The sequence below is a fragment of the Azohydromonas lata NBRC 102462 genome (assembly GCF_001571085.1).
GTDB classification, from domain to species: Bacteria; Pseudomonadota; Gammaproteobacteria; order Burkholderiales; family Burkholderiaceae_C; genus Azohydromonas; species Azohydromonas lata.
Genome location: NZ_BCTC01000080.1, coordinates 18,328 through 31,262 on the forward strand (window position 1 = coordinate 18,328; position 12,935 = coordinate 31,262).

At 68.2% G+C, this 12,935-nt stretch carries 8 protein-coding genes; 7 read left to right on the top strand and 1 reads right to left on the bottom strand.

Translation table 11 applies throughout. The annotated features are described in order from the left end of the window. Positions 1-10: 10 nt before the first annotated feature. Positions 11-418: an Hsp20/alpha crystallin family protein gene (locus ALA01S_RS22220; protein WP_066341194.1), complete on the bottom strand. Its 408-nt coding sequence runs from the start codon at positions 416-418 to the stop codon at positions 11-13. Positions 419-592: 174 nt separating this feature from the next. Here ALA01S_RS22220 and ALA01S_RS22225 point away from each other — a divergent pair, with 174 nt between their 5' ends. The 7 genes from ALA01S_RS22225 to ALA01S_RS22255 all read left to right on the top strand — a co-directional run. Next, on the top strand, positions 593-3,766 hold the full coding sequence (locus ALA01S_RS22225; protein WP_238455893.1) for a response regulator: 3,174 nt from the start codon (positions 593-595) through the stop codon (positions 3,764-3,766). Positions 3,767-3,777: 11 nt separating this feature from the next. Next, positions 3,778-4,629, top strand: a complete 852-nt coding sequence (locus ALA01S_RS22230; RefSeq protein WP_066341217.1) for a CheR family methyltransferase — start codon at positions 3,778-3,780, stop codon at positions 4,627-4,629. After that, on the top strand, positions 4,626-5,219 hold the full coding sequence (locus ALA01S_RS22235; RefSeq protein ID WP_066341203.1) for a chemotaxis protein CheB: 594 nt from the start codon (positions 4,626-4,628) through the stop codon (positions 5,217-5,219). The genes ALA01S_RS22230 and ALA01S_RS22235 overlap by 4 nt, the downstream gene beginning before the upstream one ends. A gap of 5 nt (positions 5,220-5,224) precedes the next feature. Then, on the top strand, positions 5,225-6,382 hold the full coding sequence (locus ALA01S_RS35355; protein ID WP_066341219.1) for a hybrid sensor histidine kinase/response regulator: 1,158 nt from the start codon (positions 5,225-5,227) through the stop codon (positions 6,380-6,382). Between the two features lie 297 nt (positions 6,383-6,679). Beyond that, entirely contained in the window at positions 6,680-8,188 is a 1,509-nt protein-coding gene (locus tag ALA01S_RS22245) for a TolC family protein (protein ID WP_066341210.1), read from the top strand. A 101-nt stretch (positions 8,189-8,289) separates the two neighbouring features. Further along, the gene (locus ALA01S_RS22250; RefSeq protein ID WP_066341212.1) at positions 8,290-9,126 is read left to right on the top strand and encodes an efflux RND transporter periplasmic adaptor subunit; all 837 of its coding nucleotides are present in this window, start codon (positions 8,290-8,292) and stop codon (positions 9,124-9,126) included. A gap of 103 nt (positions 9,127-9,229) precedes the next feature. Beyond that, positions 9,230-12,935, top strand: a 3,706-nt coding sequence (locus ALA01S_RS22255) for a VCBS domain-containing protein (RefSeq protein WP_218011507.1), incomplete at its 3' end; no start/stop codon positions are given.

Sequence of the window (12,935 nt, forward strand, 5' to 3'; positions counted from 1 at the left end):
TGCATCTCCCTCAAATCTTGATCAGTCGCAGCACCAGGCAGCCATCGGCCAGCTCGGGCTGACCCATCTGGAAATGGCCGGCCGGCAACGCGATGCGCCGCTCGAAGGCGCCATAGGGAATCTCCAAATGCCGCACCGCGTGGCCGGAGGCCGACAGCGGCATGGGGCGCGAGCCGCGCACCAGCAGCGCGGCGCCCTCCTGCGCGACCTGCACGCGCGAGGCCGGCACGCCGGGCATGGCCACGACGATGACGAGCTCGCGCTCGTCCTCGAACACGTCCACCGGTGGCTCCCAGGCCGCGGCGGACGCGCCGCCGCGCGGAGGCTGGAAAAACTGCCGCTGCAGGCGCTCGGCCCGCCCCATCAGCTCGCAGGCCTCGACCCACATCCAGGCATCCAAGTCTTTTCTGCTTGCCATGAATCCTCACGAACAGTGAACTTGCCATCACTTGAGGACAGATACGCTGCAATCAACGCTCCTTGCGCGCAGCCGCTTCGCCCCCATCTGCCCTCCGGGCCCTTCGGGCGATGCCGGGGCGGGAGAAGGCACGGCATTTGCTCTTGGGGCCGGTTTGCATACAGCTCTATTGCAGTGACCAAAGACGTTCGAATCCTGATCCTGGCCGTGGCGCTGCTGGTGGGAATCCTTGCGCTGGACGCCTTCACCCCACTCGGTTACGCCGTGTGGGCGCTCTACTACATCCCGGTGGGCGTGACGCTGTTCCAGTCGCGCCCGGCGGCGCCGCTGGTGGTGGGCGGCGTGGCCATGGTGCTGGGCGTGTTGGGGATATGGATCTCGCCGCCTGGCCAGAATTTCCAGCTTGCCCTGTTCAACCGCTGCCTGAGCGCCGTGATCATGGCCACGGTGGCCGGCGTGGTGTGGCGGGTGCTCAACGTGCGCCAGGAAATCAGCCGGCTGCTGTGGCTGCAGCAGGGCGAGTCGCAGGTGAGCCGCGCCCTGTTGGGCGAGCGCTCCGTGCAGGAGCTGGCGCACTCCGCGGCGCAGGCGCTGGCCAACTTCACCGGCGCGCAGGTGGGCGCGCTCTACTGGCTGGAAGGTGGCGCGCTGCACCGCAGCGGCAGCCACGGCGTGGACGAGGCCACCCTGCCCGCCCAACTGCCGCTGGACCACGGCCTGGCGGCCGGCATGCTGCAAGCCGATGCCCAGCCACGCGCCGTGGCCGACGTGCCGCCCGGCCACCTCGACATGGCCACCGCCCTGGGTCACAGCGCGCCGCGCCACCTGGTGCTGGCGCCGCTCACCGCCGACGGCCGCTCCTGCGGCCTGGTGGAGCTGGGCTTCATCCGGCGCGAGCCGCCCAATCCCCACGAGCTGGAACTCATGAGCGCCTGCGCCGAGCCCGTGGGCTTGGCGCTGCGCACCGCCATCTACCGCCAGCGCCTGAAGGAGCTGCTGGAGGAAACCCAGCGCCAGAGCGAAGAGCTTCAAACCCAGCAGGAGGAACTGCGCGTCACCAACGAGGAGCTGGAAGAGCACACCCGCGCGCTGCAGGATTCGCAAGCCCGCCTGGAAACCCAGCAGACCGAGCTGGAGCAGACCAACGTGCAGCTGGAGGAGCAGACGCAGGCGCTGGAGCGGCAGAAGCAATACCTCGTGCGCGCGCAAACCGACCTCAAGGATTACGCCCGCCGGCTGGAGGAAGCCAGCCGCTACAAGACCGAGTTCCTGGCCAACATGTCGCACGAGCTGCGCACGCCGCTCAACAGCGCGCTCATCCTCACCAAGCTGCTGTCCGAGAACCGCGAGGGCAACCTCACGGCCGAGCAGGTGAAGTACGCGCAGGCCGTGTTCGACGCCAACAACGACCTGCTGGTGCTCATCAACGACATCCTGGACCTCTCCAAGATCGAGGCCGGCCATGCCGACCTCTCGGCCGAACCCATCACGCTGGCCGACCTGCTGGAGCGCAAGCGGATCACCTTCGAGCCCATGACGCGCCAGAAGGGCTTGCGGCTGACGGTGGACATGGCCCCCGGCGCGCCCGCGCAGCTCGTGGGCGACCGCCAGCGCCTGCAGCAGGTGCTGCGCAACCTCCTGGCCAACGCCGTGAAATTCACCGACCGCGGCGAGGTGACGCTGCGCGTGGAAGCGGCCGAGGGCGGCACCCGCGTGCGCTTTGCGGTGCGCGACACGGGCATAGGCATCGCGCGCGAGCAACAGGAAGTCATCTTCGAAGCCTTCCGCCAGGCCGACGGCAGCACCAGCCGCAAGTACGGCGGCACGGGCCTGGGCCTTTCCATTGCCCGCGAGCTGGCGCGGCGCATGGGCGGCGACATCACGCTGCAAAGCGAGCCTGGCCGCGGCAGCACTTTCACGCTGGAGCTGCCCGTGGACATGAGCGCGCAGGCCGCGGCGCTGGCGCAGGCGGCCATCGCCACGGCGGCCGCGCCGCCGGCGCCCTCGCCCGCTCCAGCGCAAGCCAGGAAGCCCGCCGCGCAGTCACCAGCGCCCACGCCTGTGCCCGCTCCCGCGCCGGTACAGGCAGCGGCCAGCGTGGCGCCGACGGCCACGGCTGCGCAAGGCGACACGGCGGTGGCCGCGGCACTGGACGACCGTCTGCAGCGCAACCACCCCGGGCGCCTGATCCTCATCGTGGAGGACGAGCCGGACGTCGCGCAGGCCATGCTGAAGCTGGTGCACGAGCAGGCGTTCGACGGCGTGATCGCGCCCACCGCCGCCGACGCGCTGCGCCTGGCGCGCGAGCTGCAGCCGCAGGGCATCCTGCTGGACATCATGCTGCCCGACGGCTCGGGGCTGACCGTGCTGGAACAGCTCAAGCGCGACCCGGCCACGCGCCACGTGCCGGTGCACACCGCCTCGGCGCTGGAGCGTGGGCAGACCGCCATGGAGCTGGGCGCCGTGGGCCACCTGCTCAAGCCCGCCACGCGCGAGACGCTGGCGCAGGCCATACACGCCATCGAGCAGCGGCTGCAGCAGCCGCTGCGCCGCCTCCTGATCGTGGAGGACGATGCCACGCTGCGCGCGAGCCTGCAAAAGCTGCTGGCCGACGGCGCGCTGCAGATCACGGCCGTGGGCACCATGGCCGAAGCGCTGCAGGCGCTGCGCGCCACCACGTTCGACTGCATGGTGACGGACCTGGCGCTGCCGGACGGCAGCGGCTACGACCTGCTGGACAGCATGGCGGCCATGCATGACAGGGCCTTCCCGCCCGTCATCGTCTACACCGGCCGCACGCTCACGCGCGACGAGGAGCAGCGGCTGCGGCGCTATTCGAAATCCATCATCGTCAAGGGCGCACGCTCGCCGGAGCGGCTGCTGGACGAGGTGACCCTCTTCCTGCACAGCGTGGAGTCCGCGCTGCCGCCGGAGCAGCAGCAGATGCTGCGCCGCGCCCTCAAGCGCGACAGCGTGCTCGACGGCCGCCGCGTGCTGCTGGCCGAGGACGATGCGCGCAACATCTTCGCCCTCTCCAGCGTGCTGGAGCCGCTGGGCGTGCGCATGGAGATCGCCCGCAACGGCCGCGAGGCGCTGCAGCGGCTGGAGAGCCAGGACATCGACCTGGTGCTCATGGACATCATGATGCCGGAGATGGACGGCCTGGAGGCCATGCGCAAGATACGCGCACAACCCCACTGGTCCGACCTGCCCATCATCGCCCTCACGGCCAAGGCCATGCCGGAGGACCGCGAGCGCTGCCTGGAGGCCGGCGCCAACGACTACATCGCCAAGCCCATTGACGTGGAGCGGCTCATCTCGCTGTGCCGCGTATGGTGTCCCAAGTGAGCACGCCAACCATGCCCCCCGACGAGGCGCGCGACGACACCGCCGACACGGAGCTGTTCGACCTGGAAGTGAAGCTGCTGCTGGAGGCCGTATACCTGCGCTACCAGCACGACTTCCGCGACTATGCCATCGCCTCCATGCGCCGGCGCATGCGCCAGGCGCTGCAGCATTTCCAGTGCGACAGCCTGTCGCAACTGCAGCACCGGCTGCTGCGCGAGCCGCCGTCCTTCCAGCAGGCGCTGCGCTTCTTCACGGTGCACGTGTCGGAGATGTTCCGCGACCCGCCCTACTGGCGCGCGCTGCGCGAGCAGGTGGTGCCGCTGCTGCGCACCTACGCGTCGCTCAAGGTCTGGGTGGCGGGCTGCAGCAGCGGCGAGGAAGTGTGGTCGCTGTGCGTGATGCTGGCGGAGGAGGCCTTGCTGGATCGCACCATCGTCTACGCCACCGACATAGACCCGGCCGCGCTGCGCCGCGCCGAAACGGGGGTGTTCCCGCTGGAGCGCATGGCCGACTTCAGCCGCAACTACCTCGCCGCGGGCGGCACGGGGTCGCTGTCGGACCACTACACCACCTCGCCCCACGGCGCGGCGTTCGATCGCGCGCTGCGCCGCCAGGTGGTGTTTGCGGACCACAGCCTGGCCACGGACAGCGTGTTTTCCGAGGTGCACCTCGTCTCCTGCCGCAACGTGCTGATCTACTTCAACCGCGCGCTGCAGGACCGTGCGCTGGGCCTGTTCCGCGAGGCGCTGGTGCGCCGCGGCTTTCTGGGGCTGGGCAACCGGGAGTCGCTGAGCTTCAGCGCCCATGCCGAAGGCTTCGAGCCCTGGTGCCCCGAGCAGCGCATCTACCGCCGCCGCCCATGACGCCGTCCCACGAATTCAACCCCCAGCGCGACGCGGACGCCGTGGTCCTGGGCGCCTCGGCCGGCGGCGTGCAGGCCTTGCAGGCCTTGCTGGGGGCGCTGCCCGCCGGCTTCGCGCCCGCGCTGCTGGTGGTGCTGCACCTCTCGCCCGGACGCGAGAGCCGCCTGGCCGAATTGCTGGGGGCCGGCTGCGCATTGCCGGTGGCCGAGGCCCTGGACAAGCAGCCCGTGCGCGGCGGCACGGTGACGCTGGCGCCGCCGGACTACCACCTGCTGGTGGAGCCGGACCTCACGCTGGCGCTGTCGGTGGACGAGCCGGTGCTGTTTTCCCGGCCCGCCATAGACCCCTTGTTCGAATCGGCGGCCGCCACCTATGGCCCGCGACTGTTGGCCCTGCTCCTCACGGGTGCCAGCAACGACGGCAGTGCGGGCCTGGCCGCCGTGCGCGCCCGCGGCGGCCAGGCCTGGGTGCAGGACCCAAGCAGCGCCAGCGTCCCCACCATGCCCGCCGCGGCGCTGGCCCATGCCGGCGCCGACGCCGTGCTCACCTTAGACGACATGTGCCGCCGCCTGGCGGCCTGCACAAAATGATTGCCATGGAAACCAACAGCTCCACACGCGCAGACGCCGCCACCGCGGCCGACCAACCCGTCAAGCTGCTGGTGGTGGACGACGTGCCGCAGAACCTGCTGGCCATGCAGGCCCTGCTCCAGCAGCCCAGCATGCCCAGCCTGGAACTGCTCACCGCCTCGTCAGGCGCGCAGGCGCTGGAGCTGCTGCTGGAGCATGACGACGTGGCGCTGGCGCTGCTGGACGTGCAGATGCCGGAGATGGACGGCTTTGCCCTGGCCGAGCTCATGCGAGGCTCCAGCCGCACGCGCGACATCCCCATCATCTTCGTGACCGCCTCGCCCGGCGACCCGGTGCGCCTTTTCCGCGGCTACGAGGCCGGTGCGGTGGACTTTCTGCACAAGCCGCTGGAGCCCCACGTGCTGCTGGGCAAGGTGCGCGTGTTCGTGGAGCTGCACCGCCAGCGCCGGCTGCTGCGCCAGCGCAACGAGGAGCTGGAGCGGCTGTTGAAACTCAACGAGGTGATGATGGCCGTGCTCTCGCACGACCTGCGCACGCCGCTGTCGGCCATCCTCATGAGCGCGGAGGTGCTGCAGCACCTGGCCGGCAGCGACGCCGCGCGCAAGGCCGCCCAGCGCGTCAAGAACAGCGGCCGCCGCATGTCGCAGATGATCGGGCAACTGCTGGACTTCTCCCGCATACGCTCCGGCGCGCTGGCGCTGGACCGCCAGGTGCACGACCTGCGCACCGTGGCCGAGGGCGCCGTGGCCGAGCTGCGCCAGGCCACGCCGGGTGCCACCCTGGACCTCACGGCCGAAGGCGAAATGCACGCCAGCTTCGATGCGGACCGCATGGCCCAGGTGTTCTCCAACCTCGTGGGCAATGCGCTGCAGTACGGCGAGGCCGAGCAACCAGTGCGCGTGCACCTGGACGGCAGCGACGCACGCACGCTGCGCTTCATCGTCCGCAACGCCGGGCGCCTGGCCGAGGACGCCCTACCACGGCTGTTCGACCCCTTCAAGGGTGCCCGCGAGGGCGGCGACGGCCTGGGGCTGGGCCTGTACATCGTTCGCCAGTTCGTCGTGGCCCACGGCGGGCGCGTGGAGGGGCGCAACACGGTCGCGGGCGTGGAATTCGAAGTCGTGCTGCCGCGCACCACCCTGGCTGCCAGCGACCGGAACTGAACCTCGTTCGGCCCCTTTGCGCGGCTTGCGACACCCTTCGGACACAAGCCGCGGAACAAACGCACGCGCAGCGCGGGTCAATTGTCAAACCTTTGTGAACTCCGGATACGCCGCTTAACGAAACGCTCAACATGCCGCCAGCACGTCCGTTGATGGGATGTCGAGGCGGAGACATGCATCTTCCGCCGCCTGTGGTGTGAATGGCCATCATCGAGGCGCAGGCCGCCGCGATGGAGCCTCTTGTTCATCTGCCGGCTGCCCTGCATGGCGGCCGGCCCAGCGTTTCGCGGAGTTTTGATGTCCCGTTTTCCCCTCGTTTCGGCCGTGGCAGCCGCCACCGTGCTGGCCGTCAGCGGTTGCGCTCAATTGCAGCCGCCGCAGCCCAAGCCGCTGCAAGCCAACGAGATCCAGTCCCAGCTTCTGCAGGACCGTGAAGCCGTCCAGCGCGACGTGGAGCCGCTGGCGGCCACGCTGACGCTGGACGAGGCCATTGCCCGCGCCCTGAAGTACAACCTGGAACGCCGCGCCCGGCTGCTGGAGCAGGCACTGGCCGCGCAGCAGTTCGATGCCAGCCGCTACGACCTGCTGCCCAAGCTGCTGGCCTCTGCCGGCTACACCGCGCGCGACAGCGACCGCATTTCCCTGAGCACCAACCTCGACGGCGTGCCCACCGGCGCGGCGCCCCAGTTGTCGCAAGAGCGCCGCCACCTCGTGAGCCAGCTCGACCTCAGCTGGAGCCTGCTGGACTTCAGCCTGGCCCAGTACTCCAGCGAGCAGGCCGCCGACCGCGTGCTGGCCGCCGCCGAGCGTCGCCGCAAGGCCACCCATCAACTCGTCCAGGACGTGCGCGTGGCCTTCTGGCGCGTGGCCAGCGCGCAGCGCCTGCAGAGCGACGTGCAGGACAGCCTCAAGCTGGCCGAAGAGGCCCTGGAGGATGCCCGCAAGGCCGAGGCCGAGCGGCTGCGCGCGCCGCTGGAGTCGCTGCGCTACCAACGCCAGCTCACCGAAAACATGCGGCTGCTGGAGTCCATACAGCACGAGCTGGGCACCGCGCGCTTCGAGCTCGCGGCGCTGATCAATGCCCCGGTGATGCAACAGACCACGCTGGCCGTGGACAAGGAGCAGCCCGAGGGCGACCCGCTGGCAATGTCTGCCGAGGCCATGGAGGACATGGCGCTGGCACAGAACCCCGACCTGCGCGAGCAGGTCTACCAGCGCCGCATCGCCGCCACGGAGGCCCGCAAGGTCATCGCCCGCGCCTACCCCAACATCAGCTTCAACGCCGGCCCGCGCTACGACACGGACAAGTATCTGGTCAACAACGGTTGGGCCGAAGCCGGCGTGCAGGTGTCCTACAACGTGTTCAACCTGCTGGCGCTGCCCGCGCAAAAGCGCGCGGCCGAGGCCGGCATCGCGCTGGCCGACCAGCGCCGCCTGGCTTCGCACGTGGCCACCGTGGCCCAGGTGCACGTGGCGCGCGAGCAGTTGGTGGGCGCGCGCCAGCAGTTCGAGCGGGCCGACGCGCTGTGGAAGCTCGACGACAAGATCACCCGCCAGCTCGCCAGCCGCGAGCAGGCCCAGGCCGGCTCCAAGCTCGAACGCGTGGCCGCGCAGACCACCACCATCGTGAGCCTGCTGCGCCGCTACCAGGCGCTGGCCCAGGTGCACGCCGCGCAAAGCAAGCTGCAGGCAACCCTTGGCGTGGACCTGCTGCCCAACAGCACCGACGACATGAGCTTGGCCCGCATCGCCTCCGAGCTGCACACGCAACTCAGCGCGACGCCGACGGCCGCGCAAGCCCGCTGAGCAGCGCCCGTTGCGCTCTCGACCCAGGTTCGCGCCGCGCCAGATGCTCAACCCCGCAGGACGCGCTCCCTGCGGGCCAAAACCTCATTGATAAAGCCTTTATGAACACTCCGTTCGTTCGACCCGCCCTGGCCGCCACGCTGCTGCTGGGCTCGCTGCTGTCGGCTCAGGCCGACCCGCCCAAGCCGCAGCCGCAGTCGCAATTGCAGCCGGCCAAGGTGTCCGCGCTGGCGCCCGTGTCCTACCCTGCCGCTGCGCCCAGCCCGCTGGAGGCCGCCCCTGAGGTGCGCGCGCAGCTCTCTCCGCGCCGGTTCACCACCGTGGCCGCGGAAATTGGCGCTCGCGTGCAGCGCCTGCCCATGGGCGAGGGCGCGGCCTTCAAAGCCGGGCAATCCCTGGTGAGCTTCGACTGCAGCCTGCAGCAGGCACAGCTTGCGCGCGCCCGCGTGGCGCTGGACGTGGCCACCAAACAGCAAGCCACCCAGACGAGGCTGCTGGAGCTCAACGCCACCGGGCGGCAGGAACTGGAGAACGCCGAAGGTGAAGTCGCCAAGCAGCGCGCCGAGGTGGCACAGATGCAGGTGGTGCTGAGCAAGTGCTCCATCACCGCACCGTTCTCCGGCCGCGTGGCCGAGCAGAAGGTGCGTGAACAACAGTACGTGCAGGCGGGCCAGACGCTGCTGGAGATCATCGACGACAGCGTGCTGGAAGTCGAATTCATCATGCCTTCGCGCTGGCTGTCGCAGGTGCGCACCGGCGCCGCGGTGCAGATCGCCGTGGACGAGACCGGCCGCACCTACCCCGCGCGCGTGCAGCGCATGGGCGCCCGCGTGGACCCTGTAAGCCAGTCCGTGAAGGTGGTGGCCGCCATCGAAGGCCGCCCCGCCGAGCTCATGGCTGGCATGAGCGGCCGCCTGGTGCTGCAACGCACGCCTTGACGCGGCTGGTGCGCCAACGGCGCACACGTCACCAAGAACAGTCGCCCCGATCCCACCGCCTGCTCCGGCTCGCCACTCCATACAACTAGACCGCCGCTGCCCCATGTCCAAGCCTTCCTGGAAAAAGCCCGCATCGCCTCTGCCCCGTGCCTGGGCATTGGAAGCCCGCCTGATGTTCGACGCGGCAGCGGTGGCCGACGTGGTGCAAAAGGTGACCGAGGCACAGCCCTTGGTGGACAAGAAGGCGGTGGCGGAGCCAGCGCCCGCCGCCGAGGCCACGGCGCCTCACGCTCCAGCCGCAGCACACGCGCCGGCGGTGCAGGAAGTGCTTCTGCGATTCCCGGCCGATACCGGCGGCCTCGCCAGCGCCCTGGAAACCGCCGGTGCCCAGGTCAAGCAGTTGCTGACCAATTTCATGGCACAGGAAGGTGCGGTCGAGCAGCTTTTCGCCAGGTTCAATGGCGGCCAGGACAAGGCTTCGGCAGCTTGGGTGGAAGCCGCACAGACGCTGCGCCAGGACATCGCGGAAGGCCGCTACGGCGTGCAGGTGAGCTTCGTGTCCGAGCATGAGCTCGCCGGCACCATGGCTGCCTTCTCGCGCAACGGCCTGACCGGTCAGCCGCTCATCCTGCTCAACCGCGATTGGGCCGCCGAAACCAGTGTCCAGGGCCTCGTGTCGGTACTGCTGGAGGAAGTGGGCCACAGCCTGGACGCCCGCCTCAACGGCACGCGCGACACGCCGGGCGACGAGGGAGAGCGCTTCGCCGCAGCGCTCCTGGGCGGCGATCCCGACCGCGTCGGCGCCGACAACGATCACGCCACGCTGATGCTGGAAGGCCAAAGCCTGGAGTTGGAGTTGGCGAGCTACACCTTCGTCAATGCCTACCGGGTCAACACCGCCACCACGCCGGCCGGCAAGGAGGCGAACTCCCTCGACTTCGTCTTCACCGGGACCCAGGCCAGCGTCCAGATCGACGACAACAACTTCAACAGCCGCAATTTCAGCGGCAACGACGTGTCCGTCGTCGCGCTGAAAATCAACGGTGTGGACTACTACGGCTGGATCAGCCGTCCCATCAAGTCCGGCGGTGTCGTCAAGGGCTTCTATTTCTGGACGGACAACGATTTCACAAGCCTGCAAGCGGCGCAAACCGATGGCAACCAGGACGGCGACGGCAACGTGGCCGACAACGTGGGTTTCGTCCTGGTGGTGGATCAGGCCTACTTCAACAGCTTGGGCGGCACGCAAGTCGCCAATACCCTCAAGAACGTCGGCTCTTCGTCCGACCGGGTGGATTCAGCGCTGAACGCGCTCATCTTGCAAAACAAGAGTCCCACCGCGGTGGCGGATACGGCCAATGCCACCGAGGCCGGCGTTGACACGGGCGGCAACTACAAGGCTGGTGTGGATCCCAGCGGCAACGTGCTGACCAACGACACGGACCCGGACACCACCAACGAGATCAAGCGCGTCGTCGCCGTGGGCACCACGTTGGCCGACCAAGTGATCGGCTATCCGACCACGTCAACCAGTCGCTCGGTCACCGGCCTGTACGGCAGCCTGACGATGGATGCCTCCGGCAACTACAGCTATGTGGTAGACAACTCGAACTCGGCCGTCGAAGCCCTGCGCCAGAGCAGCAACACGCTCAGCGACACGTTCACGTACCGCATGGTGGACAAGGCCGGTGCCGCTTCCACCACCACGTTGAAAATCGTGATCAAGGGCGAGAACGACGCACCGCAAGGCAAGAACGACTACAACACGGCGAAGGAGTCCCTGCGCACCACGAGCGCTTATGCCGCGGACGATCCGCTGGGGTCCCAAGCCACGGGCAACGTGCTCAACAACGACACGGACAAGGACAAGTACGGCGAAACGAAGGCCGTCGCTGCTTTTGAGCTGTCGGGCAGCGCGACCGGATCGTCGCAAGGCACAGCGTCTTTCAACGTCACGATGGATGGCAGCAATGCCAACTCCATCAACCTGACCAATACCTACTACGTCTATCGCTGGAACGGCAGCGCCGCGACGGCGCTCTACGCCAGCGATGGCACGACCCGGATCACCGTTGCAACGAAAACGGGTAACGGCCAGACCGTTTCATTCACGTTCTCAAGCAGCACCAGCCTGCAAAACAGCGACAAGTTTGCGCTGAGCACGAGCTCAGACGCATCCAACCTCGGCTCGTCGGTTTACACCGGCACCGTCAATTCCACGACGAACCCGTCCTCGGCCACCGTTGTGCTGTCGGCACCTCACGGCTCCATTGCCACCGGCATGACCGTGGGCGGCACGGGCCTGGCTACCGCGCCTACCGTCAGTGCGGTCAATTACGACGCCGTCACGAACCAGATTGTCTCCGTGACGCTGAGCAGCCAGGTTGCGATTGCCAATCAGGCGCTGACTTTCCGTTCCACGGGCACCGTCGGCAACACGCTGGTCGGCCAGTACGGCACGTTGCAACTGAAAGCCGACGGCAGCTACACCTATACCCCGACGGCGAACAACCCGAATCTGAACCAGGGCCAATCGGCCGTCGAGACCTTCAATTACACGATGCAGGACGCGGCCACGGTGAGCTCGGCCGCCACGCTTTCCATCACCGTCTTCGGCTCGACCGCATCGGACCCGAATGCCGTGGCCGATACCGTGACCGCCGTCGAGGCGGGTGGAACCAACAACAGCGCAGGCACCAACCCCGTGGGCAGCGGCACCACCGGCGGCGGACCGCTGTCGCTGCTGGCCAACGACACCACGAGCACCACCCTGATTGCCGCCTGGCCGGTCACGACGAATGCCGAAACCAGCGTACCTGCGAGCACGGGTGGCGTCACTGACAGCGGCTACACCACCTACCATGCCAAGGTCACGGGTCTTTACGGCACCCTTTATGTGCGCAGCAACGGCGACTACACCTACGTGGTGGACAACAACAACGCCGACGTCCAGGCGCTGCGCGACAGCAGCCAGACGCTGACGGAGACCTTCAACTACAAGATTCAAAACAACTCGTCGCTGAAGGACGTTTCGACCCTCACCGTCACGATCCAAGGCGCCAACGACGCGCCCGTGGCCAGCGCCGACACGGCAACGGCCACCGAGGCTGGCGGCCTCAACAACGCGTTGTCCGGCTACGATCCCGGCGGCAACGTGCTGGCAAACGACACGGACATTGATGACCTTGCTTCGGAATTGAGCGTGACGGCCATCCGGACCGGGTCCATCGCGGGTGCCGGCACCGCAGGGACGCTGGGCACAGCTTTGCGCGGCAGCTATGGCTGGCTGACCCTCAACGCCGACGGCAGCTGGACCTACACGGTTGACAACACCAATCTCGCAGTCAACCAGTTGAGAGCGACCGATGTGCCGCTTTCGGATGAGTTTCTCTACACCGTGCGGGACCGGGGCGTCGCTGTCAGCGGATTCCAGACGGCCGCTGCCGTTCTGACCATCAAGATTCAGGGTGAGGACGACTGGGCCACCATAGGTCCTGCAACCGACACGAACAACGACGGCTTGCCCGATGCCGCGCAAGGGGCCGTCACTGAGGACCTGAATGTCACCGCGGGTGCCCTGACGGCCGGCGGCACGCTGAGTGTTTCCGACCTCGACGCCGGCCAAGCCAAGTTTTCCACCATCGTTACGCCCATGGCCGATGCGTGGGGCACGCTGACCATCTCCGAGGCCGGGGCCTGGAGCTATTCGGTCGACAATACCCTTGCCGCGCTGCAAGCACTCCAGGCGGGCGAGACCCGCACCGAAACCTTCACGGTTCTCAGCGCTGATGGCTCTGCATTGCAAACCA

Excerpts from the sequence above, each read along its gene's own strand:
- ALA01S_RS22220 (WP_066341194.1), bottom strand. The coding sequence starts at position 418 with ATGGCAAGCAGAAAAGACTTGGATGCCTGGATGTGGGTCGAGGCCTGC.
- ALA01S_RS22230 (WP_066341217.1), top strand. The coding sequence starts at position 3,778 with ATGCCCCCCGACGAGGCGCGCGACGACACCGCCGACACGGAGCTGTTC.
- ALA01S_RS22235 (WP_066341203.1), top strand. The coding sequence starts at position 4,626 with ATGACGCCGTCCCACGAATTCAACCCCCAGCGCGACGCGGACGCCGTG.
- ALA01S_RS35355 (WP_066341219.1), top strand. The coding sequence starts at position 5,225 with ATGGAAACCAACAGCTCCACACGCGCAGACGCCGCCACCGCGGCCGAC.
- ALA01S_RS22245 (WP_066341210.1), top strand. The coding sequence starts at position 6,680 with ATGTCCCGTTTTCCCCTCGTTTCGGCCGTGGCAGCCGCCACCGTGCTG.
- ALA01S_RS22250 (WP_066341212.1), top strand. The coding sequence starts at position 8,290 with ATGAACACTCCGTTCGTTCGACCCGCCCTGGCCGCCACGCTGCTGCTG.